Annotated in this window: 21 protein-coding genes; 15 read left to right on the plus strand and 6 right to left on the minus strand. The window is 65.4% G+C overall.

Annotation, left to right across the window (positions count from 1 at the left end; genetic code table 11):
- The first annotated feature begins 270 nt into the window (after window positions 1-270).
- Together ACZZZF_RS14355 and ACZZZF_RS14360 are read left to right on the plus strand one after the other, a co-directional pair.
- Window positions 271-537 carry a metal-sensitive transcriptional regulator gene (locus tag ACZZZF_RS14355; protein ID WP_463499062.1) on the plus strand — a complete coding sequence of 89 codons (267 nt, stop codon included), beginning with the start codon at window positions 271-273 and terminating at the stop codon, window positions 535-537.
- Between the two features lie 40 nt (window positions 538-577).
- Window positions 578-739: a hypothetical protein gene (locus ACZZZF_RS14360; RefSeq protein WP_463499064.1), complete on the plus strand. Its 162-nt coding sequence runs from the start codon at window positions 578-580 to the stop codon at window positions 737-739.
- A gap of 52 nt (window positions 740-791) precedes the next feature.
- Here the strand turns inward: ACZZZF_RS14360 and ACZZZF_RS14365 are convergent, their stop codons facing one another.
- Both ACZZZF_RS14365 and ACZZZF_RS14370 read right to left on the minus strand, forming a co-directional pair.
- A complete protein-coding gene (locus tag ACZZZF_RS14365) occupies window positions 792-1,862 on the minus strand; it encodes an LLM class flavin-dependent oxidoreductase (RefSeq protein ID WP_463499067.1) in 1,071 nt (356 codons plus the stop codon).
- 62 nt (window positions 1,863-1,924) lie between these two features.
- Window positions 1,925-2,557, minus strand: coding sequence for an isochorismatase family protein (locus ACZZZF_RS14370; RefSeq protein WP_463499070.1), 633 nt, complete (start codon window positions 2,555-2,557; stop codon window positions 1,925-1,927).
- 263 nt (window positions 2,558-2,820) lie between these two features.
- Between ACZZZF_RS14370 and ACZZZF_RS14375 the strand changes: the two genes are divergently transcribed.
- The 4 genes from ACZZZF_RS14375 to ACZZZF_RS14390 all read left to right on the plus strand — a co-directional run bounded on the left by ACZZZF_RS14375 (window position 2,821) and on the right by ACZZZF_RS14390 (window position 8,084).
- The gene (locus ACZZZF_RS14375) at window positions 2,821-3,744 is read left to right on the plus strand and encodes a carbohydrate ABC transporter permease (RefSeq protein WP_463499073.1); all 924 of its coding nucleotides are present in this window, start codon (window positions 2,821-2,823) and stop codon (window positions 3,742-3,744) included.
- 40 nt (window positions 3,745-3,784) lie between these two features.
- Window positions 3,785-4,609, plus strand: coding sequence for a carbohydrate ABC transporter permease (locus ACZZZF_RS14380; protein WP_463499951.1), 825 nt, complete (start codon window positions 3,785-3,787; stop codon window positions 4,607-4,609).
- Window positions 4,610-4,649: 40 nt separating this feature from the next.
- Window positions 4,650-5,969, plus strand: coding sequence for an ABC transporter substrate-binding protein (locus tag ACZZZF_RS14385; protein ID WP_463499076.1), 1,320 nt, complete (start codon window positions 4,650-4,652; stop codon window positions 5,967-5,969).
- Between the two features lie 75 nt (window positions 5,970-6,044).
- On the plus strand, window positions 6,045-8,084 hold the full coding sequence (locus tag ACZZZF_RS14390; RefSeq protein WP_463499079.1) for a beta-galactosidase: 2,040 nt from the start codon (window positions 6,045-6,047) through the stop codon (window positions 8,082-8,084).
- A gap of 49 nt (window positions 8,085-8,133) precedes the next feature.
- On the opposite strand, the gene ACZZZF_RS14395 is transcribed toward ACZZZF_RS14390, so the two are convergent.
- Together ACZZZF_RS14395 and ACZZZF_RS14400 are read right to left on the minus strand one after the other, a co-directional pair.
- On the minus strand, window positions 8,134-9,144 hold the full coding sequence (locus tag ACZZZF_RS14395) for a LacI family DNA-binding transcriptional regulator (protein WP_463499082.1): 1,011 nt from the start codon (window positions 9,142-9,144) through the stop codon (window positions 8,134-8,136).
- A 181-nt stretch (window positions 9,145-9,325) separates the two neighbouring features.
- A complete protein-coding gene (locus tag ACZZZF_RS14400; protein WP_463499085.1) occupies window positions 9,326-10,423 on the minus strand; it encodes an ABC transporter substrate-binding protein in 1,098 nt (365 codons plus the stop codon).
- 225 nt (window positions 10,424-10,648) lie between these two features.
- Here ACZZZF_RS14400 and ACZZZF_RS14405 point away from each other — a divergent pair, with 225 nt between their 5' ends.
- The 7 genes from ACZZZF_RS14405 (at window position 10,649) to ACZZZF_RS14435 (ending at window position 18,328) form a co-directional block, all read left to right on the plus strand.
- Entirely contained in the window at window positions 10,649-12,130 is a 1,482-nt protein-coding gene (locus tag ACZZZF_RS14405) for a DHA2 family efflux MFS transporter permease subunit (RefSeq protein WP_463499087.1), read from the plus strand.
- Window positions 12,131-12,210: 80 nt separating this feature from the next.
- Window positions 12,211-13,194 carry a FecCD family ABC transporter permease gene (locus tag ACZZZF_RS14410; RefSeq protein WP_463499090.1) on the plus strand — a complete coding sequence of 328 codons (984 nt, stop codon included), beginning with the start codon at window positions 12,211-12,213 and terminating at the stop codon, window positions 13,192-13,194.
- Window positions 13,191-13,958 (plus strand): ABC transporter ATP-binding protein, encoded by a 768-nt coding sequence (locus ACZZZF_RS14415; RefSeq protein ID WP_463499093.1) that lies wholly within the window; start codon window positions 13,191-13,193, stop codon window positions 13,956-13,958. Before ACZZZF_RS14410 ends, ACZZZF_RS14415 begins: the two co-directional genes overlap by 4 nt.
- Before the next feature lie 572 nt (window positions 13,959-14,530).
- Entirely contained in the window at window positions 14,531-15,559 is a 1,029-nt protein-coding gene (locus ACZZZF_RS14420; RefSeq protein ID WP_463499096.1) for an ABC transporter substrate-binding protein, read from the plus strand.
- Window positions 15,556-16,623 (plus strand): FecCD family ABC transporter permease, encoded by a 1,068-nt coding sequence (locus ACZZZF_RS14425; protein ID WP_463499099.1) that lies wholly within the window; start codon window positions 15,556-15,558, stop codon window positions 16,621-16,623. The genes ACZZZF_RS14420 and ACZZZF_RS14425 overlap by 4 nt, the downstream gene beginning before the upstream one ends.
- On the plus strand, window positions 16,620-17,417 hold the full coding sequence (locus tag ACZZZF_RS14430) for an ABC transporter ATP-binding protein (protein WP_463499102.1): 798 nt from the start codon (window positions 16,620-16,622) through the stop codon (window positions 17,415-17,417). Before ACZZZF_RS14425 ends, ACZZZF_RS14430 begins: the two co-directional genes overlap by 4 nt.
- Before the next feature lie 65 nt (window positions 17,418-17,482).
- Window positions 17,483-18,328, plus strand: a complete 846-nt coding sequence (locus ACZZZF_RS14435) for a DJ-1/PfpI family protein (protein WP_463499105.1) — start codon at window positions 17,483-17,485, stop codon at window positions 18,326-18,328.
- Window positions 18,329-18,490: 162 nt separating this feature from the next.
- On the opposite strand, the gene ACZZZF_RS14440 is transcribed toward ACZZZF_RS14435, so the two are convergent.
- Window positions 18,491-19,831 (minus strand): aspartate aminotransferase family protein, encoded by a 1,341-nt coding sequence (locus tag ACZZZF_RS14440; protein WP_463499107.1) that lies wholly within the window; start codon window positions 19,829-19,831, stop codon window positions 18,491-18,493.
- A gap of 225 nt (window positions 19,832-20,056) precedes the next feature.
- Window positions 20,057-20,968, minus strand: coding sequence for a LysR family transcriptional regulator (locus tag ACZZZF_RS14445; protein ID WP_463499110.1), 912 nt, complete (start codon window positions 20,966-20,968; stop codon window positions 20,057-20,059).
- Between the two features lie 231 nt (window positions 20,969-21,199).
- Here ACZZZF_RS14445 and ACZZZF_RS14450 point away from each other — a divergent pair, with 231 nt between their 5' ends.
- Window positions 21,200-22,480 (plus strand): MFS transporter, encoded by a 1,281-nt coding sequence (locus ACZZZF_RS14450; protein ID WP_463499113.1) that lies wholly within the window; start codon window positions 21,200-21,202, stop codon window positions 22,478-22,480.
- Window positions 22,481-22,484: 4 nt separating this feature from the next.
- Window positions 22,485-24,917 (plus strand): glycoside hydrolase family 3 protein, encoded by a 2,433-nt coding sequence (locus ACZZZF_RS14455; RefSeq protein WP_463499116.1) that lies wholly within the window; start codon window positions 22,485-22,487, stop codon window positions 24,915-24,917.
- The last annotated feature ends 24 nt before the right edge of the window (window positions 24,918-24,941 follow it).

Genomic DNA, 24,941 nt, shown 5'->3' on the forward strand with positions numbered 1-24,941 from the left:
GTGTCGTCTGCCGTGCGACGACAGCGGAACGGCTCTCTTTCGTGGTTATCGCGGTCTTCGTCGCCGCGTTCGGGGCATTGACGGTGCCTTCGTCGCCGGTGGTCGCGGTCGTGGCGGGGCTGATCGCGGCTGGCGTGGTCGCGATGGCGGCGACCGGACGGTGCGCAACCTCATGGGTTCGCACGAGCACGCTGTCGGATTCAATCGCAGAACCATCGACAGGCCAGGACGATCGTTCTGTTCGGGTGTCAGAGAAAGAGAGAGATGCCGATGCATAGTACGGAGCAAGAGGCCCAGCGGCGCGTCGTCAGCCGGCTTCGCCGCGCACGGGGGCAGCTGGACGCGGTGATAACTGCGGTGGAAGCCGAGGCGTCGTGCCGCGATGTCGTGACCCAGCTCGCAGCCGTGACGCACGCGCTCAACAGGGCCGGCTTCGTCATCGTCGCCTCGGCGCTGGAGGAGTGCGTCGGGCGCTCAGATGACACAGAGGGTCCGACCGTGGAAGAGCTTGAGAAGGTCTTCCTCAGCCTGGCCTGAGGCCGCGCCCGATCAGATTCTTCATACGAAAGGACCTCTCATGTGCAGAGCAGTCACCTGCAAGATCTGCGGCAAGACGACCTGGGCCGGATGCGGCCAGCACGTCGCAGATGTCATGCGTCACGTGCCGTTGGATCAGCGTTGCCCCGGCCACGAGAAGGCGCCCGCCACCGGGTTCTTCTCGCGCCTGTTCCGGCGATGACCGCGATGGTCGCGCCGGGGTGGGAACCGGCGCGACCATCGAAGGTGGGGGTTCAGACCCGGCGGGAATCGCCCGCACCAAAATGGTCGGCGATCAGCTCGAGAGTGGTCGACCGAGCTTGCACGCCGTGGCTGCCGGTGACCAGCATCAACTCGTCGGCATCGGTGATCGAGTGCAGTTCCTCCAGCTGCGCGGCGACGTCTGATGCCGTTCCGTGGAACGTGCGGTCGGTCCAGTCATCGATGAACTGGTGTTGTGCGGCCGATGACGGATGATCTCGCACGGCATCGGGGGAGGGCAACGCGAACGTCTCGCGCTGGAACATCCGCATCATCCCCATGGCATTGGTCGTCGACTCGCGGCGAGCCTGCGCCGGGTCTTCGTCTGCCACTGCACCGACGCTGACGATCGCGTACGGCGCGCTCAGTACGCGGGAGGGGTGGAAGTGCTGACGGTAGATGCGGAGCGCGTTGGCGACATCGGGGCTGCCGAACTGCAGTGCGAAGGCGTACGGTCGGCCGAGTGCGGCGGCGAGTTGGGCTGAATACAACGAAGACCCCAGAATCCACAGCCTGGGTGGCGACGCTGGAGCGCCGGTGTCGTTCTGCTGCTCCTGCCAGGGGCCCGGAACCGCATGAACGTCGGCCAGCGCATCGGAAGAATCATCCTTCAGGAACGCGATCAGCTCCTGCACTTGCTGAGGGAACTCGTCGTTCGCAGACGCGTGACGCCGCAATGAAGCGGCCGTCGTATGGTCGGTGCCGGGGGCTCGTCCCACGCCGAGGTCGATGCGTCCAGGAGCGAGGGCTTCGAGCATGCCGAACTGTTCGGCGATCACGAGCGGCGCATGATTAGGCAACATGACGCCGCCCGCACCCAGGCGAATCCGCTGGGTCTCGCTGATCAGGCGCGCGGCCATGAGCTGAGGCGAGGCGATCGAGGCTCCGGGCATGGCGTGGTGCTCTGACATCCAGAACCGCTCATACCCCCGCGCGTCCGCGATCCGCGCGGCAGTGATCACCTCTTCGAGGACACGACCGGCGGTGGAGCCCATGCCGGTGAGGCCTCCGTCGAGAACCGACAGGGCGAACGGGGCGCTTCCGAATGGTGACGGACGAAGCATCGGGACCTTTCTGAGAAAGGCCGGACACCACGTGCGCGTGGCGCCCGGCCGGATGATTCGGATCAGGCGTGTGCAGCGGCGCCCATGGCGGCCGACTCGCCCAGGTTTCCCTTGGGGAGCGCTGTTCCCGCCTCGACGGCTCCGACCCACGCGGCGGTCGGAGCGACAGCTGCCCAGTTCGAGTTCAGCAGGGCCATGAGCGTGGTGTGCACGGTCTTGGCGTCGGCGGATCCTGCGTCGTTGGTGATGTTGATCGCACCGGTGGCATCGGCGAGCACCTCTGCAGCGATCCCGCGTGACTCGGCGTCCGCGGCGCTGGCGAGGACGCAGTTGTTGGTCATGTAGCCCACCAGGGTGATCGTGTCGATCTTGTTCTCGCGGAGCCAATCATGAACTCCCGTCTCGGGGAAGATCGAGCTGTAGTTCTTCACGACGTGCTTCCATGCGCTCGAGTCGCGTTCCTCCAGCGAGGGGTGCAGTCGGAACCCCGGCTGGGTCGGGTTGAACACCGGTGCGTCGTCCCCGGCGGTGTGCTGCACCATGACGACGGGGATGCCGGCGCGCTCGGCAGCGTCGATGGCATTCGCGATGCGCTGGATCGACTCGTCGCGCGGCGGGTATTGAATGGGCAGGAGGCCGGTGAAGTACTCCTGCTGGGGGTCGATGACGATCAGGGCGCGGCGGGGGGCCGACATGTGTCCTCCTGGAGATGGGAGCGGATTGTGCTTCCAGCTTCGTAGAGACTTCACGATCGTGCAATTGGCATGAATGCATCTAACAGATGAATTCGCGCCAATTGTGAGTATGCGCAGGGGTGGGCGCCGACATGCCGCGCCCGCCACTGCGCGTCGGTCTCAGGCTGCGTGACTTTACATGTCTCATGACTCGCCCTATACTCGGGGAAGCGCTTCCCAAGGAAGCGCTTCCCCGCTCAATGACGACGATGGAGAGGGCATTGATGGCCGCCGCCCCACCCCAGCAGAAGCTCAAGCTCAGCCTGGCCGCCCGCCACCAGGAACGTGCAGCGTGGAGCTTCCTTGCTCCGTGGTTCGTCGGGATGCTGGCGATCACGGCCTTCCCGATGGTCGCCTCGCTCTATCTGTCCTTCACCGACTACAACCTCCTCAAGCCGCCTGAGTTCATCGGTCTCGAGAACTATGCGGACATGCTGAACGATCCCCGACTCGCGAAGTCCTTGGGCGTCACGTTCACGTACGTGTTCCTGGGGGTGCCGCTGCTCATGGCTGCCGCGCTCGGCCTGGCGATCATGCTGAACCGCGGCATCCGCGGCCTGGCGATCTATCGCTCGGTCTACTACCTGCCGTCACTTCTCGGCGGTTCGGTAGCGGTGGGCATCCTGTGGCGTCAGCTCTTCGGTACGGAGGGGCTCGTCAACCAGTTTCTCGCGCTGTTCGGCATCGATGGCCCCGGCTGGATCTCGGACCCCGACACGGCGCTCGGCACCCTTGTCGCGCTGCACGTGTGGACCTTCGGGTCCGCGATGGTCATCTTCCTCGCAGGGCTGCGACAGATCCCGGAGATGTACTACGAAGCGGCGTCCATCGACGGCGCGGGTCGGTGGCGACAGTTCCGAAGCATCACATTGCCGCTACTCTCGCCGATCATCTTCTTCAATCTGATCCTGCAGATCATCGGCTCGTTCCAGACGTTCACGCAGGCGTTCATCGTCTCAGGTGGTTCAGGGGGTCCGGCCGACTCGACTCTCTTCTACACGCTCTACCTCTATCAGGAGGGCTTCGGCAAGCGCGACATGGGCTATGCCTCCGCGATGGCCTGGTTCCTGCTGCTCATCATCGCCGTCTTCACCGCGGTGAACTTCATCGCCTCCAAGCATTGGGTGTTCTACAGTGACCGCGACTGATCTCCTGAAGCGCCGCTCGATCGCGCCGTCTGCCCGCCGCATCACGCTCTCGAAGGTCGTGAGGCACATCATCCTGATCGCCGTGGGCGTGCTGCTGATCTATCCGCTGCTGTGGATGGTCGCGAGTTCCCTCAAGCCGGAGGAGCTGATCTTCCGCGATCCGTCGCTGCTTCCCGAGACGATCGACTTCAGCAATTACACCGATGGCTGGAACGCGCTGTCGAGTCCCTTCGGTCTCTATCTGCTCAACTCGGGTGCGATCGTCCTCGGCAGTCTGCTGGGCAACCTCATCACCTGCTCGATGGCCGCCTACGCGTTCGCCAAGCTGGAGTTCCGGGGCAAGAAGATCTTTTTCGCACTCATGCTGATGACTCTGATGCTGCCGATCCACGTGCTCATCGTTCCGCAGTACGTCCTCTTCTCGAACCTCGGCTGGGTCAACACGTTCCTGCCGCTCATCGTCCCGAAGTTCCTTGCCACCGACGCATTCTTCATCTTCCTCATGGTGCAGTTCTTCCGCGGACTCCCCAAGGAACTCGACGAGGCTGCTCGCATCGACGGCGCGGGGTACTGGCGCACCTACTTCCAGGTGCTGCTGCCGCTCTCCGTGCCGGCGCTCGCCACCACCGCCATCTTCACCTTCATCTGGACCTGGAACGACTTCTACAGTCAGCTCATCTACCTCACGCGTCCGGACGTTCTCACGGTCCCGGTCGCGCTCCGCAACTTCGTCGACTCGACAGGGGGATCCTCCTGGGGTTCGCTGTTCGCGATGTCGGTCGTGACCCTCATCCCTGTCTTCCTCGTCTTCCTCGTGGGGCAGCGCTACCTGATCAAAGGCATCGCGACCACCGGACTCAAATGACCTCTTCCCTGATCGATCACAACTGCAATGGAGCAATGACATGACACACCCCCGCACGAGCCATACGGCTCGACTCGTACGCCTCGCAGCTCTCGGTGCCGCCGTGACGATGGTGCTCGCCGGATGCGCGGCGCCATCGGAATCCGCACCGGCGACAGCCTCCGATGAGCCGGTCACCATCCGCTTCAACTGGTGGGGATCCGACACCAGACACACCATGACGCAGCAGGTGATCGACCTGTTCGAGAAGGAGCACCCGAACATCACCGTGGTGCCCGAGTTCGCTCCTTATACGGACTATTGGGACAAACTCTCCACGACCGTGGCCGCAGGAGACGCCCCCGACGTCATGCAGCAGGTCGACCCCTTCATCTACGATTACGTCGACGGCGGTCTGCTCGTGAACCTGTCGGACCACGCGGATGTGCTCCCGCTCGACCAGTTCGATGAGGGCGCGCTCGAAGGGTCGACGATCGATGACGGGGTATACGGGGTGCCGGGAGGAGTGGGCACGTTCGGCGTCGTCATCGATCCGCAGATCTTCTCGGAGGCGGGGATCGAGGTGCCCGACGACGAGACCTGGACGTGGGACGACTACCTCGACATCGCCGCGGAGATCAGTGAGAAGGCAGGGCCCGACGTCTACGGCGCCACGCTCCCGCTCGACGAACAAGGCTTCAATATGTTCATCCGTCAGCGTGGCGAAGATCTCTGGAGCCCCGACGACGCCACCGTCGGCTTCACCGAGAAGACTGCCGCCGCATGGTGGGAGTACATCCTCGAGCTGCGCGACAGTGGCGCGACGCCGTCGGCCTCGCTCGCGGTGGAGCAGGCATCGCTCGGACTGGAGCAGTCTCCGATCGCGACCCACACCGCCGCGATGTCCATCCTCTCCGCCAACCAGGTCGAAGCGCTGCAGACAGCCTCCGGACGCGAACTCGAGCTGCTCCTCTTCCCGGGCGAGTCCGACGGCGACCGCCCTGGTGCCTACGTCAAGCCCGGCGTCTACTACTCGGTCTCGGCGAAGTCGGAGCATCCGGTCGAGTCCGCGATGCTGATCGACTTCATCGTGAACAGCGAGGAGGCGGGTGCGATCCTGCGCTCTGACCGTGGCGTACCGGGGAACAGTGAGGTACTCGCGTCCATCGAAGGTGACTTCTCGCCGTCGGAGCAGAAGCTGGCGGACTACGTGACAGAGGTTTCCGAGCTGTCGGTCGCCGGCTTCCCGAAGCCGAACCTCGACGCCGGGCCCGAGCTCGTGCCGCTGTTCGCCAGACTGAACCAGCAGGTGATCTTCGATCAGATCACCCCCGACGAAGCAGCGAAGCAGTTCATCTCCGAGCTCGAAGCGGCGATGTAGCCTCGCTGCGCGCGGGGCCTCGTGTCAGGGGCCCCGCGCACTCCGACTCCGATCAGATCGACCAGAAGGCGTCACGTGACGAACCCCATCCACAACTTCACCGCCCGGCTTCCCGGCATCGTCTACGGAGGCGACTACAACCCCGACCAATGGACGAGGGAGACTTGGCTCGAGGACGCCGCGCTGATGAGGCAAGCGGGCGTGCGGCTGGTGAGCGTCGGCGTCTTCTCCTGGTCGTCACTGGAACCCGCTGACGGCCAGCTGGAGTTCGGGTGGCTCGACGAGGTGATGGACATCCTGCACGAACACGGGATCTCCGTGAACCTCAGCACGCCGAACGCCGCGCCGCCGCCGTGGCTCGCGACCGAGCATCCAGAGGTGCTTCCCACCAACAGGGAGGGGCGGAAGATCGCGATCGGAAGCCGGGCGCACTTCTGCCCGTCATCGGCGGTCTACCGCGAGCGCAGCCAGAAGATCGCGCGAGCGCTCGCGGAACGCTATGGCAACCACCCGGCTCTGGCGATGTGGCACATCGGCAACGAATATCACACGCAGTGCTTCTGCGATCAGTGCGGTGCGCGGTTCCGCGACTGGCTCCTCGACCGACACGGATCGTTGGAGGTCCTGAACGAGCACTGGGGTACCACCTTCTGGAGCCAGCGTTACAGCGACTGGAGTCAGGTCGACCTGCCGAAGCCCGTGATGGGGAACGTGAACCCCGCGCGCGAGCTCGATTTCAAGCGGTTCTCCTCCGACCTCCTGCTCGGCTGCTTCCGCGAAGAGCGTGACATCATGCGCGCGATCACCCCCGATATTCCGGTGCTGACGAACTTCATGCGGTTCTTCCCCGGTGCCGACTACACACGATGGGCAAGGGAGGAGGATGCTGTCGCGCTGGACATCTATCCGAACCCCGCCGACGCCGAATCGCACATCACCGCTGCGTTCAACTACGACCTGATGCGGTCGCTGAAGGGCGGGCAGCCCTGGCTGATGATGGAGCAGGCAAGCAGCGCCGTCAGTCAGTGGCCGCTCAACCTCGTCAAGAAGCCGGGCAGGATGCGTCTGGGATCCTTCCAAGCCATCGCGCACGGAGCCGACGCGGTGATGTTCTTCCAGTGGCGCGCCTCGCGATACGGCCAGGAGAAGTTCCATTCGGCGATGCTGCCGCACAGCGGGACCGACACCCGGACCTGGCAGGAGGTCGTCGATCTCGGACAGGAGCTCACACAGCTCGAGGAGATCGCAGGAACCACTGCGGAGGCGGCGGTGGCCATCGTCTGGGACTGGGAGAACTGGTGGGCGATGGAAGGCGTCGCACACCCCACGAAGCTCAGCTACGTCGACATCGTGACGCGGCACTTCACCCCGCTGTGGCGACGCAACATCGCCACCGACGTGATCACCCTCGACGCCGACATGTCCGGTTATCGCCTCATCGTGATACCGAACAGCTATGTGCTCAGCGAGGCGCAGACCGAGCAGCTCAGTGCCTATGTGCGGTCAGGCGGGCACGTACTGATCTCCTTCTTCTCGGGCATCGTTGACGAGCACGATCGGGTGATCCCTGGCGGCTATCCCGGTGGTCTTCTGTCGCTCATCGGCGGACGCGTTCGCGAGTTCTCGCCGCTGCCGTCGGACGAGCGAGTGCGTGTGGACATGCGTGGCTCAGAGACGGACGCCGGCCTGTGGCAGGACGATCTCGTCACCGATGGTGCCACGGTTCTCGCGACCTACACGGACGGCTACCTCGAGGGGGAGGCGGCGATCCTGCGCCACGAGCTCGGCGACGGTGTGGTGACGTATCTCGGCACTCAGCTGAGCGAGACGGGCATGGATCGGGTGCTCGACACCGTGCTCGCCGACGCACAGGTCGCCGCTGTCCTAGAGACGCCTGCCGGAGTCGAGGCGGTCGAACGTCACGGACCTGAGGGGTCATATCTCTTCCTCCTCAACCACGGGCAGCACTCTGCAGAGATCACGGTCCCCCCTGGTGCGGCGGAGCTGCTGACAGGGCGCGTTGCCGTCGTCGCGGGGGACACCTTGACTCTCGAGCCCGCAGCCGTTGCAGTCCTGAAGCGCGATCGGCAGCCTGTGGCAGAAAGCAGAGCCTGACCTGCGCCGGCGGCACCGGCGCGGATTCACCGTGACGGTGCAGCCGGTGTCAGTCCGAGATCACTGCTGACGTCGAGGCCCGCAGGTGCACCGACGGGACGACAGTCGTTCCGTCATCCGTCTCACCGTCCACCAGCATCGCGTGAAGCCGTTCCCAGGCGAGACGCCCGAGCTCCTCGGCCGGAATCGCCGCCGTCGTGAGCGGCGGGTTGGTGAACTCGCTGAACGTGATGTCGTCGAAGCCGGTCACCGACAGCTGCTCAGGGACGGCGACGCCGCGTCGCTGCAACGCACTGAGCAGGCCCATCGCGACGACGTCGTTGAAGGCCATCACGGCTGTCGCGTCCGTGGCCAGGACGGCATCCGCGGCGGCGTAGCCGGCCTGGATGGTGCCTCCGCCGGTGACGCGGCTCACTCGTACGTCAGGGTGATCTGCGCAGAACTCCTCGAGAGCGGCGAATCGACGGGCGCCCGATCTTGACTTCTCGCCGCCGTCGAGGAATGCGATGTGACGGTGCCCGAGCTCGTGCAAGTGCTCAGCGAGCAATTGTACCCCATGCTCGAGGCTGACGGCGATGACCGGAACTCCGGGAACCGGTACAGAGCGATAGATCATCACGACCGGGCCGAGGCGTGCGACCAGCGTCGACAGCTCAGCGTCGTCCATTCGCGGCGAGCAGAGGACGATCGCATCGCATCGGCGCCGCAGCTCGGTGATCAGCTCTGCCTCGTTCGCGAGTCGCTCCGACGAGTCAGCGATCAGCACCTGATATCTGTCCTCGCCGGCCGCCTGCGAGAGGCCGGTGAGCGTGCGCTGGAAAATGGGATTGTCGAGCTCGGGGACGAGAATGCCCACCGAGTGCGTCCGGCCCTTGGCGAGACCACGAGCGATCTGGCTGGGTGAGTAGCGCAGCTTCGCCGCAGCGTCATGAACCTTCTGCGACAGCAGCGGGTCGACGGTCACCGTGTTGCTGAACACCCGCGAGACCGTAGTTCTCGATACGCCTGCGAGCTCGGCGACGTCGTCCATGGTGGGCATGCGCTGGGCCAGTCTCGCCATCTTCAATCCTCTGCGGCTCGGGGCATCGGGCTCCGGATGCTGCCGCTCAGCATAGCGGAGGAAGCGCTTCCTGGGGGCGCCGGCTCTCTCCGCTCGTGCGGGCTCGCGCCCGAGTCGGGCCACTTTCACGCGTGCGAAAGGTCCGACGATCACAGGATCGCCGGACCATCTGCGGGAGAGTTCAGAATGCGTCGGGGTGCGCGGCGCGTGCGATCTTCTCGATCGCCGCGGCGTTCGTCGGGCCGACGTACACGCCGTCGGAGACGGTGACGTAGTTGTTGTTCTTCGCGGCGTCCCACTGCGGGTACTCGGCGAAGAGGGTAGCGGCTTCAGCGTCGAGATCCTCGCCCGGCATGAATCCACCGACGACGAGAACGTCGACGTCGGCTGTAGCGAGGTGCTCGGCGTCGATCGTCGACGTGAAGGTCAGGTCGCTGTCCTGGAACGATCCGACGACACCGGCCCGGTTGAGAACGTCGTCGAAGATGCCGCCGAGGAAGACCGCGGGCATGCCGTTGGTCGTCATCATCGACATGCCGGGGAAGACGATGAGGCCGGTCGGCGTCTCCTTGCCTTCCACCGCAGACGACACTGCGTCGATCTGAGAACGGAGTTCGCTGACGAGCGCTTCAGCCTCGGCCTGGCGATCGAAGACGTTGCCGACGAGGTTGAGGAACCCGAACGACGACTCGACGGTCGCGTTGTCGAAGGCGGAGAGTTCCTCTTCCGTAGCGTCTTCCTTGCCCATGGCGCAGTTCGCAGGATTGACGATCGTGTTGATGCCTTCGGCAGCGAGTTCGTCGCGGGATGCCTGGCCGTTGGCCGAGTCGAAACCGCCTGACGTTGTCGCGATCACCAGGTCGGGCTTGAGGGCGAGCAACTGCTCGGCCGGGATCTCGAAGCTCCCGGCCATGTCCAGGTCGCCCGTGGGCAGCGCGTCGATCTGCGCGACCAGTTCCGGCTGATCGGACATCCCGTAGTTCTGCATGTTCGCGAGGATGGTGTCGTCGAGCCCGAGCAGAAGGAGGGATTCGACCTCGGCGACGGAGGCGCCGTTCATGAGCACCACGCGCTCGGGCTTTTCCGTGAACGTCTGCTCGAAGCCGCAGTTGCCGATCGTGAGGGGGTATTCCGTGCTCCCGCCCGTCAGGGTGGTTCCATCGACGGTCGGCGCTTCGGTCTTGGTTGCATCGGACGGGCTGACGGAGCACCCAGCCAGGACGCTGAGAACTACGAGAGACGTGAGCGCGGTCGCAGCTCGGGATTTCGTGATGTGCATCGGACGAACCTTCCTAGGGGTCAAGTGGCTTAACTCTACAATAGGTAGTGTTAAAGATCCGCCCTGCAGGCGCGAATGCCGCAGTTAACTCTACGTACCGTAGAATAAGACCGAGCCGTGCATCCCGATCCCGTCCTCCGGTCGGCAGGCGTGGGCCGCTCGTCCTTGCCCTGACGGTCCGGTCTCCCGTTCGCCGCCTCATTCTCTCCAGGCCCAGGAGGCCGTATGTCTGCCGTCGATACTGGTCCGATCAAGATTCCGGCTGCCACGTCAGGGATGATCCCGCGCTCTGACATGCGTGTGATTTGGCTGCTGCTGGTGGCAGCGTTCGTCTCGATCCTCAACGAGACCACGATGGGGATCGCGATCCCGGACCTCAACACCGACCTCGGCATCCCACCCGAGCTCGGCCAGTGGCTCACCAGCGCTTTCATGCTGACCATGGCCGTTGTCATCCCGACGACCGGATTCATCCTGCAGCGGTTCACGACTCGCCAGGTCTTCATCGCCGCGATGATCGCCTTCTCGCTGGGCACCCTGGTGGCACTCGTCGCTCCCGGCTTCACGATGCTTCTCGTCGGACGCGTGATCCAGGCGGCCGGCACCGGCGTCATGATCCCGTTGCTGATGACGACCATCATGAACGTCGTGCCGCCGCAGTCGCGCGGACGAATGATGGGCCGTGTCGGCCTGGTGATCTCTCTCGCTCCCGCGATCGGCCCGACGCTCGCCGGCGCGGTACTCGAGCTGGCCAACTGGCGTGCGCTGTTCGCGATCATCCTGCCGATCGCGCTGATCGCCCTGATCATGGGGGCGAAGTGGATGACGAACCTCGGCGAGACCCGCAAGGTCCCGCTCGACGTGCTCTCGATCCCGCTCGCCGCGCTTGGCTTCGGCGGCATCGTGTTCGGTCTCAGCCAGTTCGGCGGCGAGGGCGGATCCGGCGAGACGGCCGGCATCCTCTCGCTCGTCGTCGGTGGCGTGTCGCTCGGCCTGTTCGTCTGGCGTCAGCTCCTGCTGCAGCGCAAGGACGACGCGCTGCTCGACCTGCGCGTGTTCCGCTCGGGGAACTTCACCGTCTCGGTGATCATCATGACGATCCTCGCGCTGTCGATGTTCGGCACGCTGACCCTGCTACCGCAGTATCTGCAGAACGTGGCCGGCCTCAATCCGCTCCAGTCCGGTCTGATCCTCTTGCCCGGTTCCCTGTTGATGGGCCTGCTCGGACCGCTGACTGGACGCATCTATGATGCACGCGGCACCCGCATACTGCTGATCCCCGGCACGATCCTCGTGACGGCCGCGCTGTTCTATTACTCGACCGTCGGTGAGCACACGGTGTGGTGGGTGCTCATCATCGTGCAGGCGGTGATGTCGGTAGGACTCGCGATGTCGTTCACCCCACTGTTCTCCGCCTCGCTGGGGTCTCTCCCCCGCCCGCTGTATTCGCACGGCACTGCGGTGCTGAACACGCTGCAGCAGGTCGGCGGTGCGGCCGGAGTCGCAGTGATGCTGGTGACATACTCGTCGATCCTGCACGCAGGTGAGAGCGACGGTCTCACGGCCGCCACGGCAGGAGCGCCGGGAGCACGCGCGGCGTTCCTGATCGCCGCGCTCATCGCCCTCGCTACCGTCGCGCTCAGCCCCTTCGTGCGCAGACCCGCGGACGACGCCGGCGGAGATTTCGTCCTGCCTTCGCACTCGTGACGCTCTCGGAGACGGCACCCGTTCGCGGCCGCCGACCTCGCATCGCCGCAGTGGTGCCCTTGTCGCTGTGGGTGATCGTGATGGCCACAATGATCCTGGTCAGTGCAGTGGTCGCCGTCTGCTTCGGGAGCGTCAACGTCAGTATCGATCGCGTGATCGGGGTGGTGTGGGCGAACGTGACCGGCGACTCCGGCGCTGTCGATTCGATCGATCAGAAGATCGTCTGGGAGCTGCGCGTCCCGCGGGTGCTGATGGCGGGCGTCGTCGGGGCGGCGCTTGCATTGGCCGGCGCAGCCCTGCAGGGTCTGCTTCGGAATCCGCTGGCGGATCCGTACATCGTCGGTGTCTCGTCAGGAGCGTCGCTCGGTGCGGTGCTGGTGATGACCTTCGGTTCGAGTGTGCTCTTCGGACTCACCACTCCGGCGGCGGCGTTCGTCGGCGCACTGGTCATCCTCGTGCTCGTCTTCGCGTTCGCCCAGCGATCGGGCTCCTTCACCGATATGCGACTCGTGCTCTCGGGTGTCGCGCTGGGATACGTCGCCATGGCGGGAACCAGCTTCGCTCAGCTGCAGGCCGAGCCAGGGCAGGTGCGCGGGATCCTCTTCTGGATGATGGGGAGCGTCGCGGGAGCAAGATGGGATGGCCTCCTGCTGCCCACTGTCGTCATGGTCATCGCCGGCGCCTGGCTGCTGAGCCAGGCGCGAGGGTTGAACGCGCTGGCGCTGGGCGACGACGACGCGGTGGCGGTCGGCGTGAATCTGCGCCGCTTCCGACTCGGACTCCTCATCGTCGCCGCACTCCTCACGGCCGTGACCGTCGCGGTCGCGGGCGGCGTCGGCTTCGTCGGTCTGATCATTCCGCATGCCGTGCGCATGATCGTCGGGGCGGACTATCGGCGATTGCTCCCGGTCGCCGCGCTCGCGGGGGCGATCTTCCTGATCGCCGTCGACCTGGTGGCCCGTACCGTGGGAAGCCCGAACGAGTATCCGCTGACGATCTTCACCGCGCTCGTGGGAGGACCCTTCTTCCTCTGGCTGATGAGATCACCGGAGGGCCGCACATGAAGATCGCGATCACGGACCTCGACCTCAGTGTCGGCGGCGCGCGCCTCATCGAGGAACTCTCGCTCGAGGTCGCTTCGGGTGAATTCGTCGCGATCGTCGGTCCGAATGGTTCAGGAAAGTCCACGCTCCTGCGTGCGATGTATCGAGCGCTCAAGCCGGATGCCGGCTGCATCCTCATCGGGAGCGTGGATGTCTGGGACGTCGCACCACGGCGAGCGGCGCAGTTGCGCGCCGTGGTGACGCAGCATCAGACCAGCAACGACAGCATGCTGGTTCGCGACATCGTCGCGACCGGGCGTCATGCCCACCAGCCGTGGTACCGAGGCGAGACCAAGGCTGATCGCGATCATGCTGACGCCGCACTGGTGAGATGCGGGGCCGCGCACATGGCCGACCGCAAGTACGCCACGCTCTCCGGGGGTGAGCGGCAGAGGGTGCTCCTCGCGCGTGCGCTCACTCAGGATGCCCCGGTTCTCATGCTCGATGAGCCGACGAACCACCTCGACATCACGGCGCAGCACGACCTCTTGAATCTTCTGGAGTCCGTCGATCTCACGCGTGTGGTCGTTCTGCATGACCTCAATCACGCGGTCGCCCATGCCGATCAGATCGTCGTGATGAATGAAGGCAGGATTCGGGCTGTCGGCATCCCTGTCGAGACGCTCACATCAGAACTGACGCGAGAGGTCTTCGCCGTCGATTCGCGACTCATCGAGCATCCGATCACGGGCCGACCGCATCTGCTCACGGCGCCGATGCGTTGATGGGCGACATGTCACTTCCAAAGCTACTCCGGACTACTGACCTGTTCTTGCCCTGCTTCCCGGACTGAAGGTTCCGTCGATCTCCGAGAGTCCGCCGGACGTGCATTTCACAGCTGCTCCAGACAAGCTGTGAGTACCAAAGTCCTGATCAAGGAAACTTTTACAGCCCCGATGGCGCCTCGATCGCCGCCGTCCACCCGCCCAAGCAGGATCGTGGACGTATCCGGCACGGTGGTTTCGCTGTCGATAGAGAAGGAAGAGCGGCGTCAGGCCGTCTCAACCAGATCCTTCCGCGAGTGCCGCGCTGTAGGTGCTCGCAGTGGGGTGGCCGAGCGGCGTGGGGCTGACATGTGTCCTCCTGAAGACGGAAGTGGTGTGAGCTTCCAGCATCCTCGAGGAGGAAGCCAATGACCATTGGCGTGAATGCGTTTTAACGATGAGTTCGGGCCATCCGAATGGTCTCCTCGGCGCTCGTTCCGCAGGAATGCGCCAAGAGGCTCTCGTGGTGCCGTGATTCCGAACCGGTATGCTTCTACAAGAAGTAGAGCTGTCCCGTTCCCCGAAGGAGTTCCATGCGACCCACCGTCCGACGATCCGTATTCAGCACCGCAGCGGTGGCAGCTCTTCTGCTCCTGACCACCGCGTGTGCGGGAAGCGACACCCCGGCATCGACGGCACCCACGCCGGGCGAAGCAGGGGCGGGCTACCCGGTGACGCTGGAGAACTGTGGCCGGGAGATCACTGTCGACTCCGAGCCTGAGCGTGTGGTGAGCCTGTGGCAGTCGAACACCGAGGCGCTCCTCGCGCTCGGCCTCCGAGACAAGATCGTCGCTGTCCAGGAGAACTACTCGCCATACCCGGAATCCGTGGCGGAGGCGGCGGAAGGGCTCAAGACCATCGGCAGCATGATGGGGTTCCCCTCGAAAGAGGTCTTGCTGAGCGAAGCACCCGACCTCGTGACCGGCCAGGTGCTGGAGGGGTACGCGTTCGATACTTCGCAGGGGTACGCATCGGTCGAGCAGCTGGAGGAGGCGGGGGTGACCGTCTACGGTGCCAGCCTCTGCGGGGCGACGGACTATCTCAGCTCGGACATCTGGAACGTCGACTCCGTCTCGAAGGTACTGCGCGATTACGGGACGATCTTCGGTGTCTCGGAGAAAGCTGACGAGGTCATCGCGGAGCTGGAGAGCGCGAAGGAGAAGGTAGTCACGGCAGTGAAAGATGAACCGACCGTGAAGACCGCATACTTCAACGGTGGAACCGGTCCGGTGATCGTCCTGGCCGGCGGCATCTACGACGATCTGATCGAGACCGCGGGTGGCGAGAACGTCTTCCCCTCGGACTCCGTCTACATCAGCAAAGAAGAGTTCGCCGCGTCGGACCCCGACGTGATCCTGGTGGGCACGTTCGTTGGTCAGGACTTCGCGTCGCAGAAGGCGTTCCTCGAGGAGAACTTCCCCGACCTCCCCGCGGTGAAGAACGGCCGGATCAGTGAGGTCCCGACGCAGGAGACCGATTCGTCGATCTCCGTCATGGTGGGGCTGACCAAGATCGCGAACGCGCTTCACGCCGACCTCGATCTCGCGGTTCCCACCTCGTGACGAAGGCGGCCGTGCGGGCTCGGTCGGCTGCGCGCACGGGGCGGCGTACGCAATCGGTGATCGGTGTCCTCGTGGTCGCGTGCATCGTCGCAGTCGTGCTCTCTGTGGCCGTCGGGAGCGTGAACATCGCACCGAGCCGTGTCATCGAGGTCATCGGTGCACACCTGCTGCCCTGGGGCGCTGGCGGCGTCGACGGGCTCGACGACCAGATCGTGTGGGAATTCCGTTTGCCGCGCGCGCTGCTCGGCTTCGTCGTGGGGGCAGCGCTCGCGGTCGCCGGCGCGGTGCTGCAGGCCGTCGTGCGAAATCCGCTGGCGGACCCGTTCGTGTTCGGCGTCTCCTCCGGCGCATCCGTGGCCGCGGTCGCCGCGCTCACGCTCACGAGCGGGCTGTTCGCCTCGGTGTCGACGCCGATCGCTGCTTTCATCGGAGCTTTCCTCGCGACGGTGCTCGTCTTCGCGCTCGCCCAGCAGGGCGGGCGGGTCGCACCGAACCGGTTGGTGTTGGCCGGGGTCGCGATGTCGTACCTGCTCAGTTCGATCACGAGCTACCTCGTCCTGCGATCCAGCAGCGCCAACCAGGGCATCGGACAGGTGTTGTCGTGGCTCGCCGGCAGCCTGGCGGCGGCGACGTGGCAGGACCTCGGTGTGCCCATGCTCGTCCTGGTCGCGGCGACGATTGTCTTGGTGCTCCTCGCTCCCGTCTTGAACGCCTTCCTCACCGGCGACGAGACGGCAGCGAGCCTCGGCGTCGACGTCGGACGGATGCGGCTGATGCTGTTCATCATCACCTCGCTGCTCGTCGGTGTCGCAGTCGCGGTGAGCGGGTCCATCGGATTCGTCGGGCTGGTGGTCCCGCATGCAGTTCGCATGATGATCGGTTCCGATCACCGATGGGTGCTCCCCGCGTCCGCACTCGCCGGCGGGTTTCTCCTGGTGGTCGTGGACATAGGGGCACGGCTGCTCCTCGCGCCGACAGAAGTGCCGGTCGGTCTCCTCACCGCGGTCGTCGGGGCCCCGTTCTTCCTATGGTTGCTACGACGCTCCGGTCGGAGCGAGAGATGAGTGAAGGGCAGGGGGCGCCGCTCGAAGTTCAGGGCGTCGATGTCGACATCGCCGGTCGACGGATCATCGACGATGTGGTGTTGCGCGCGCAGGGGAACATCGTCGGGCTCGTCGGGCCCAACGGCAGCGGCAAGTCAACGCTCCTGCGAACGGTTTATCGGATGCTGCGTCCCGCCGCAGGACAGGTGCTCACCGATGGTCGCGATGTCTGGTCGATGCGGGCCCGGGATGCCGCCCGCATCACTGCCGCTGTCGTGCAGGACAGTCCCGCGGACCTCGAACTCACCGTCGCCGAATGCGTCGCAACCGGACGTCTCCCGCACGGCCGACTCATTGGAGCGGACCGCGGGGAAGATCGGCGAGCCGTGGATCGGGCTATGGCGACCGCGGGCGTCGCGGAGTTCGCCGACCGCGATGTCAGCACGCTCTCAGGAGGTGAACGTCAACGGGTGCAGCTCGCACGCGCCCTCGCTCAGGAGCCGCAGATCCTCGTGCTCGATGAGCCGACCAACCACCTCGACATTCGCCATCAACTCCAGTTACTCACGCTGATCCGGGACCTCGAGATCACCACTCTGATCACCCTGCATGATCTGAGCCTGGCGGCGTCCTACTGCGACGAGATCGTCATGCTCGAGCAAGGTCGCGTCGTCGCATCGGGTGGCCCTGACGAGGTCTTCACCCCAGAGCTATTGCTGCGCGTGTTCGGCGTGCGCGCCGGCACCCTCATCAACCCGCTCACCGGACGACTGCAGCTCGTCTTCGCAGACAGTGGTCCCGCAAACGTGACGTGAGCGCCCACATGACCGAACCCCGCGCCGACATTTCGTCGGTCCTGAGAAATGAGGAGTAACCCCGCATGCACGAAGACCGTGATGTCGTCCCTGAGGTGATGGATCTGCCAGGGCACCCGACCGGGTTCGACACGTCAGTCAGCACGCTGTTCTCGGTGATCGGAGACGACCCCGCCAAGCAGCAGGCCGTCGATCGGTCCATCGCCGCACACCACACCTTGGCCGCACTGCCCGGAGTGCGGTTCGCGACGGACAAGACGATTCTGATCGTCCTGCACCCCGGATTCGAGCTCCTCGACGTGGTGGGGCCGTTCCACTTCCTCGCAGGGACGGGTGCGACGGTGCAGTTCGTGACCACCGGCCCCGCGGGCGAGCCTGTCGTCAGCGGGGCCGGTGTGGCACTCGAGCCTGCGCTGACACTCGACGAGGTGACGACTTCGCCGTCCGTGATCCTCGTGCCCGGCGGCGACACCGGGATCCTCCTGCGGGATGCCCGTGCCATGGAGCACCTGCGTCGGATCGGTCAGGATGCCGAGTACGTGACCAGTGTGTGCTCCGGCTCCATCGCTCTCGCTCATGCAGGGTTGCTCGACGGTCGACGGGCCACCTCGCACTGGGCCGTACGGCACCTGCTCGGCGACTATGGCGCGATCGAGGTCGACGAACGCCTGGTCGAAGACGGCAACCGTCTGACGGCGGCCGGTGTGACCGCAGGAATGGACCTCGGCATCCGGCTCCTCGCGTACCTCTCCGGTGAGGAGATGGCGCGGTTCGCAGTCTTGGGTGCCGAGTACGCTCCCGAGCCGCCGTTCCACACCGGAACCCCCGAGCTGGCGGGCGCAGCGCTGACGGAGTTGTCTCGGGACTTCCTCGCTCCGTTGGAGGAGGAGCTTCGAGCGCCCACGAACTGAAGAACCGGTATATCTACATCACGTAGAGTAAACGCATGCATTCGACATTTCTTCTCCAGCGGTGGGCGTGGGCATTCATGTCCTCGCCCACCGCTGACGTCCCTCGGCAGGGTCATCGCTCTCGCGACGTGACCGCGCCGGAGACGGAAGGCTCCGGTGCGGTCAGCTCTCCATCTCGATGACGATCTCCTTGACGGCCTCGATGAACGAGGTGATGTCGTCATCGGTCATCGCCAGGGAGAGGGAGATCTCGCCGCGCGCGACAGGGAAGAAGCCGCGGTTCGCGAGCTCGAGTGAGAAGGTCTGGGTCTTGTCCGCATCGACGTTGCGCCACAGGTCGCGCTGGGTCTCCACTGTCAGACCCGGCTCGGTGCGGTAGGCGTACGCGAGCGAGGAGTATCCACCGCCGTAGATCGTGAACGGGCTCTTGCGCGCCGCTGTCCATTCGCCGACCTCCGACAGAATGCGCGCCGCCATCGTGTTCAGTCGGTTGTAGGCATCCTCGTCCAGCGCGCGCATGCACGCGATTCCCGCGACCAGTGCCAGACGGTGGCCGTGGTGCGTGCCGGAGATCGGTACGGTGCCGTCGGCCATGACCTGCATGATCTCGGCCTTCCCGCCCACGGCTCCGAGGGGGAGTCCGCCACCGATGATCTTGCCCATGACGGTGAGATCGCCAGCGACTTCGTAGAGGCTCTGCATGCCGTTGTATGCGCCGCGAAGGTTCATGGTCTCGTCGAGCACGAACAGGATGCCCAGTTCCGCTGTCACCCGGCGGATCATCTGCACGAACTCCTTGCGCAGGACCACGTGGCCGCCGGCGCCGCTCTCCAACTCGAGGATGACGCATGCGAGGTCGGACCCGTGCTCCCGCAGGATCCGCTCGGTACCGACCATGTCGTTCTGAGTGAGGATGACGACCTGCTCGACGACTGCTGCCGGGATGCCCGCGCTGTCGGCCACCGGAAGCGGGCTGTCATCGGACCCGTACTCCGCCGCGTCGTGCGGGTGACCGGAGATGCTCACCGGGTCGGTGAAGCCGTGGTACCCGCCCTCGAACTTCGCGATCTTGGTGCGGCCGGTGTATGCCCGGGCGACGCGCACCGCGCTCAGGATCGACTCCGATGCCGAGCAGGAGAACTGCACCATGTCGATCGACGCGATGCGGTCGATCAGGATCTGGGCGAGCTCTGCTTCCTCGGTGACGGGGTTGCCGAATGAGGCGCCGGACGGAATCGCGGCGATCAGCGCATCACTGATCACGGAGTCACCGTGGCCGAGGATGTTGACCGTGAAGTTGTTGTTCAGGTCGAGGAGGCGGTGTCCGTCCACAGTGTCGATGTAGGCGCCGTCGCCGCCGGTGACGAAGACGGCATGCGGGCCGAAGTTGAACGACGTACGGCTGTAGCCGCCGGGAATCACACCCCGTCCGGCGACGGTGAGTTGTGCGGACTCCGAGAACTTCTCGGTGAATCGACGGGTGGCGGTTTCGAGGGTGAGCATCATCTTCTCCTGGGTGGGCCGGCAAGGTTGGCGGCCATGGGACAGCGGGATCGGGGTGTCACGACCCGAGAGGGCTGCGTGGTCCTTCCAGGGTGCGGGCCGCTTTGCCGCCGATCAATGGCCGGAATGCGAACAATCGTTCCGTGGAAGCGAATGATTGCGAGGGCTTCCGAATCGCTGGATGGCGCGACCAGCGGGTGCCGACACGGGGCGGAGCGTGTTGTGTCAGCCGACGAGTGAGACGGCCCCGGGGACGGCGTCGAGCTCGCTGCTGACCACATCGGCCACGACTTCGCGGAAAGCCTGTACCAGTGGCTCCCGCGAGTTCGCTGCGGAGATCAGGGCGAGGCTCGTGGGGCGGGCGTCGGGGAGTGGCAGGAAACGGACGCCGGGATGACTCCACAGTGCGGCCGAGTTCGTGGACATGGTGTCCACGGTTCCGCTGTAGGCCACCGCGGCGAGGGACTCGCGTGCCGAACTCACTTCGATCGAGCGGAGCGGTGGACCGCCGCGGTAGGCGTCGAGCGACCAATGGGCCCGCCATTCGGGCGGGGTCCCTGCGGCGGCGAGGGCGAACGAGTCGCCGAGCAGGTCGTCGACGTGCACCCGCGCCTCATTCGCGAGGCGATGGGTGGAGGAGAGAGCCGCGACCGGCATCTCGGAGTAGAGCGTATCGACCGTGACGCGCGGGTCGTCGACCGGGAGCCAGACGAAGGCGAGGTCGACGTCGCCCTCGATCACGCTGGAGACCTGGTGCGAGATGGAGAGTTCGACATAGCTCAGCGGCACCCGGGGATAGCGGCTGCGGAAAGTGGAGAGGAACCGATGCGTCAGGGGGTCATCAGCGAAGGATCCCACCCGCAGGCGCTGCATCTCCACGATGTTTCTGCGTGCGGCCGCAGTTCCGGCGTCGAGGGATGCGAGCGCATTCTCGGCATGCTCGCGAAAGCTGTCGCCGGCGAGGGTGAGGGTCACGCGCCGACTCGTTCGTCGGAACAGGTCCACGCCGAGCTCGCGCTCGAGTCGAGATATCTGTGTGCTCACCACGGAGGCGGCGATGTTCTCTTGCTCGGCGGCTCGTCCGAAATGAAGGGTCTCCGCAACGCGGAGGAAGTAGCGGAGTTGGCGAAGTTCCATCCGCCCCACCTCCGTTCGTCGGACCCGGCACGGGAATCATGCCGGGTGAGCCACACCGTACGCGCGGAGCGTTTCCCGGCCGATTCCTCCGCATGACGGATGTGTTACATATTGTTCGGTTTTCTCTTCCTCGCTGGTGTGATCACCCGGGCGTTGCGCCTTGCCCGGCAGTGCGCTACAGTCATACCGACCGAGTGCTCGGTCTGTACATAGAACTCAATGAGGAGCGCCATGATCGACGACACTGCTGTCGGAGACTCACCCCAACCCCCCACTTTCGCCGCGCCCACGGTGCGTGCACGGCCCGCCGTGGTCACCACCATGGTGCTCGCACGCCTGGGCCTCATGCTTCCCCTGTCGACGGTCATCTCCGCGGCGCTCGTGCTGAAGCTGCAGTCTCTGATGCCGCAGGAAGAGGTGATCGGCACTCTCGGACTGATCACGTCCATCGGCGCGCTCTCCGCACTGTTCTTCGACCCGGTGTTCGGACGCATCAGTGACCGGACGATGAGCCGGTTCGGCCGACGTCGGCCCTGGATGATCGTCGGCATGGCGGGTCTGCTGGTCGCGCTGTTGATCATGGCGGTCGCCCCCTCGGCTCTGGTGCTCGGCGGGGGATGGATCCTCGCGCAGATCACGGCCAACGCGGCGATCGCTGCCCACACCGCATCCATCGCCGATCAGCTCCCCTCTTCGCAGCGCGGCAAGGTCGCCGGGGCCATCGGTATCGCCCAGCAGGCCGCGACCCTCGGCGCCGCATACGCCGCACAGTTCTTCGCCACCCAGCTGCTGCTGCTCTTCCTGATCCCCGGAGTGGTCGGGTTCATCCTGGTGCTCATCTACGCGATCATGCTGCCCGACAAGCCGCGCCCCTTCCGCGCTCAGTCCGGCGGAGGCATCCGCACCGTGCTGAAGACGTTCTGGGTGAACCCGATCAAGAACCCCGACTTCGGACTCGCCTGGTGGTCGCGCTTCCTGGTCGTGCTGGCGAACTTCATGTTCATCACCTTCCGACTGCTCTGGATCCAGCACGAGATGAACCTCGAGCCTGCCGAAGCAGTGCGCATCATGGCGACGGGTGTCCTGGTCTTCACGGTCGCCCTGATTGTCAGCGGCCAGATCGCCGGATGGCTGTCGGACAAGCTCGGACGACGCAAGGTCTTCATCGTCGTCTCGGCCCTCATCTTCGCCGCCGGCACGATCCTTCTCACGCAGACGACGGAGCCCACGATGTTCTTCGTGGCCGAGGCCATCATCGGGGTCGGGTTCGGGGCCTACGTGGCCGTCGACCTCGCGCTCGTGCTGGATGTGCTGCCCGACCCCGAAGAGACGGCGAAGGACCTCGGTGTCTTCAACATCGCGATGGCGGGACCGCAGGTGGTGGCGCCTGCGCTCGCCGCCTGGATCGTCGGCTTGAGCAGCGGAACCAACTACGACATCATGCTCATCATCGCCGGTGCGATCGCCGTCATCGGTGCCGTACTGATCATTCCCGTCCGAAGCGTGAGGTGACCCGATGACGATCCATGAGGAGGACGCCGCAGGAGTCGCCGCACTCGAGTCGGTCATCGCCGGTCTCGTTCGACGGCTGACACTGGAAGCGAAGGTGCGGCTGCTCTCCGGAGCCGACAACTTCTCGCTGCACGCCGATGCGTCGATCGGTCTCGAAGGTCTCGTGCTCTCGGACGGCCCGACTGGGGTGCGTGGTGAGATCGTCGTCGGGGGTCGCGAGAGCTGCCTGCTGCCCAACGCGAGCCTGCTCGCTCAGACCTGGAATCCCGAGGCGCTCGCCGAAGCAGGAGCGATCCTGGCCGAGGAAGCAGAGGCGCAACGGACGCACGTCGTGCTGGGGCCGACCATCAATCTGCACCGGTCCCCACTGGGCGGCAGGCTCTTCGAGGCGTTCAGTGAGGACCCGCTGCTCACCGGCCGCCTTGCGAGTGCGTACATCAACGCACTTCAGGAGAGGGGCGTCGGTGCCAGCGCCAAGCACTTCCTCGGCAATGAGTCCGAGACCGAGCGGACGAAGGTTGATGTGCGGATGACGGCGAAGACGCTCAGGGAGGTGTACCTGACGCCCTTCGAGATCGCGGTCGACGATGCGAATCCTTGGACCGTGATGGCGGCGTACAACAGCGTGAACGGGGTTCCCTCGACGGAGCACCATGACCTCATCACCCAGGTGTTGAAAGACGAGTGGGGCTACGACGGACTCGTCCTGTCGGACTGGTACGCCACCAAGACGGCCGCCGAGAGCGCTGCCGCGGGGCTCGACCTCGTGATGCCCGGTCCCGCGACACCCTGGACTGAATCGCTGGAGGAGGAGGTGCGTGCGGGCGCCGTCTCTGAAGACGCCATCGACGACCACGTGCGACGCCTGCTCCGGCTCGCCCATCGTGTGGGCGGCCTCACCGACCCTCGCGGGTGGCCCGACTCCGTCGAGGCGCCAGCCGGCGAACTGCGGCGCGCGCAACTCCGGCGGCTCGCAGCGGGCGGCATGGTCGTCATCAAGAACGTCGACGAGACGCTTCCCCTCCGTGAGGATGCCACGTACGCCCTCATCGGTCGCCATGCCACGGACACGATCGGTCAGGGCGGCGGATCCGCTCAGGTTCGCGCTCCGCACGTCATCTCGATCGTCGAAGGGATGACGGCGCGCCTCGGCGCCGACCACGTCATCTTCACAGACGGCGTGGAGACGCGTAAGACGCTGCCCACCGTGAAGCCCACGCGCGTGCGTGATCCCGAAACGGGGGAGCACGGCATCCGTGTGCGGGTATTCGACGACGCCGGCGATCTCGTGCACAGCCGCCATCTCGAAGTGGCGGAGCTCGAGGACAGCCAGATCGGATGGCTCGAGGGTGCCGCTCGCATCGAGCTGAGCGCGACTCTGGACATCCGGGAGGGCCGGATGGTGCAGCTCGGAACCCGGGGCCCCGGGAACTGGCATCTGGTCACGGAGGGGCATGAGAGCAGCTACCGGATCGACTATCACCCCGGTCCTGGCGGTGGCTTCTTCCGCCCCAAGAGCCATGCCGCAGCCGTGCGGGTGGAGCCGGGGCAGCTCGTCACCGCGACCGTGGAGAAGGATACCCTGCCGCGCATCCTCGGCCTGGTCGTCAGCGAGGCGGTGCGATCGTCGGCCTCCGCGATCGCCGCCGCCTCTGCAGCGGCTCGAACCGCCGATGTGGCTGTCGTCGTCGTGGGCTTCACTCCCGACCAGGAGACGGAAGGCGAGGACAAGAACACGCTGTCGCTGCCCGGCGATCAGGATGCTCTCGTCGCGGCGGTCGCGAACGTCGCGGCGCGCACCGTGGTCGTCATCAACGCCGCCACACCTGTGCTCATGCCCTGGATTGCTGATGTCGATGCTGTGCTGTTCACCGGTCTCCCCGGTCAGGAAGCGGGGGATGCGGTCGCGGCTGCGCTCCTGGGTGACGTGCTTCCGGAGGGTCGTCTGGTCACCACATTCCCCGTGGGCAATCACCGCGGACCGGCGTGGAGCACCACGCCTCGACGGGGTGTCCTGGAGTATGCCGAGGGAACGTCGATCGGCCATCGCGGCTGGTTCGGGAGTGGGGAGGTGCCGGCCTTCTGGTTCGGGCACGGGCTGGGGCTCACCACGTGGGAGTACTCGGAGGCGCAGATCGTGCGGTCGTCCGATGGGCGGATCGATGCTGTCGACGTCACGGTGCGCAACTCCGGTCGACTCGAGGGTCGTGAGACCGTGCAGATCTACTTCGACCCGGAGAGCGATGACGAGCCGATCCGCCTGATCGGCTGGGGGCAGTCTGAGGTGCATCCCGCTCAGGAAGTCAGGATTCGAGCCACATGCGACCTCCGGCTCCAGCGTCGCTGGGACCAGGACGCGCAGCGGTGGGTACCGCTTCGAGTGGGATCTGTGCTCATAGGTCGAGGCTTGGGAGACGTCCGCGTTACGATTCCTTGAGGCCGGCTGACAGCGCATCGTCAG

Source organism: Microbacterium sp. AC215 (assembly GCF_979258645.1).

What these genes read in the sequence shown, in the direction of transcription:
- ACZZZF_RS14355 (WP_463499062.1), top strand. Translation starts at nt 271, where the DNA reads ATGCATAGTACGGAGCAAGAGGCCCAGCGGCGCGTCGTCAGCCGGCTT.
- ACZZZF_RS14455 (WP_463499116.1), top strand. Translation starts at nt 22,485, where the DNA reads ATGACGATCCATGAGGAGGACGCCGCAGGAGTCGCCGCACTCGAGTCG.
- ACZZZF_RS14430 (WP_463499102.1), top strand. Translation starts at nt 16,620, where the DNA reads ATGAGTGAAGGGCAGGGGGCGCCGCTCGAAGTTCAGGGCGTCGATGTC.
- ACZZZF_RS14415 (WP_463499093.1), top strand. Translation starts at nt 13,191, where the DNA reads ATGAAGATCGCGATCACGGACCTCGACCTCAGTGTCGGCGGCGCGCGC.
- ACZZZF_RS14450 (WP_463499113.1), top strand. Translation starts at nt 21,200, where the DNA reads ATGATCGACGACACTGCTGTCGGAGACTCACCCCAACCCCCCACTTTC.
- ACZZZF_RS14440 (WP_463499107.1), bottom strand. Translation starts at nt 19,831, where the DNA reads ATGCTCACCCTCGAAACCGCCACCCGTCGATTCACCGAGAAGTTCTCG.
- ACZZZF_RS14395 (WP_463499082.1), bottom strand. Translation starts at nt 9,144, where the DNA reads ATGGCGAGACTGGCCCAGCGCATGCCCACCATGGACGACGTCGCCGAG.
- ACZZZF_RS14410 (WP_463499090.1), top strand. Translation starts at nt 12,211, where the DNA reads ATGGCCACAATGATCCTGGTCAGTGCAGTGGTCGCCGTCTGCTTCGGG.
- ACZZZF_RS14405 (WP_463499087.1), top strand. Translation starts at nt 10,649, where the DNA reads ATGTCTGCCGTCGATACTGGTCCGATCAAGATTCCGGCTGCCACGTCA.
- ACZZZF_RS14420 (WP_463499096.1), top strand. Translation starts at nt 14,531, where the DNA reads ATGCGACCCACCGTCCGACGATCCGTATTCAGCACCGCAGCGGTGGCA.
- ACZZZF_RS14375 (WP_463499073.1), top strand. Translation starts at nt 2,821, where the DNA reads ATGGCCGCCGCCCCACCCCAGCAGAAGCTCAAGCTCAGCCTGGCCGCC.
- ACZZZF_RS14365 (WP_463499067.1), bottom strand. Translation starts at nt 1,862, where the DNA reads ATGCTTCGTCCGTCACCATTCGGAAGCGCCCCGTTCGCCCTGTCGGTT.
- ACZZZF_RS14400 (WP_463499085.1), bottom strand. Translation starts at nt 10,423, where the DNA reads ATGCACATCACGAAATCCCGAGCTGCGACCGCGCTCACGTCTCTCGTA.
- ACZZZF_RS14445 (WP_463499110.1), bottom strand. Translation starts at nt 20,968, where the DNA reads ATGGAACTTCGCCAACTCCGCTACTTCCTCCGCGTTGCGGAGACCCTT.
- ACZZZF_RS14360 (WP_463499064.1), top strand. Translation starts at nt 578, where the DNA reads ATGTGCAGAGCAGTCACCTGCAAGATCTGCGGCAAGACGACCTGGGCC.
- ACZZZF_RS14370 (WP_463499070.1), bottom strand. Translation starts at nt 2,557, where the DNA reads ATGTCGGCCCCCCGCCGCGCCCTGATCGTCATCGACCCCCAGCAGGAG.
- ACZZZF_RS14385 (WP_463499076.1), top strand. Translation starts at nt 4,650, where the DNA reads ATGACACACCCCCGCACGAGCCATACGGCTCGACTCGTACGCCTCGCA.
- ACZZZF_RS14435 (WP_463499105.1), top strand. Translation starts at nt 17,483, where the DNA reads ATGCACGAAGACCGTGATGTCGTCCCTGAGGTGATGGATCTGCCAGGG.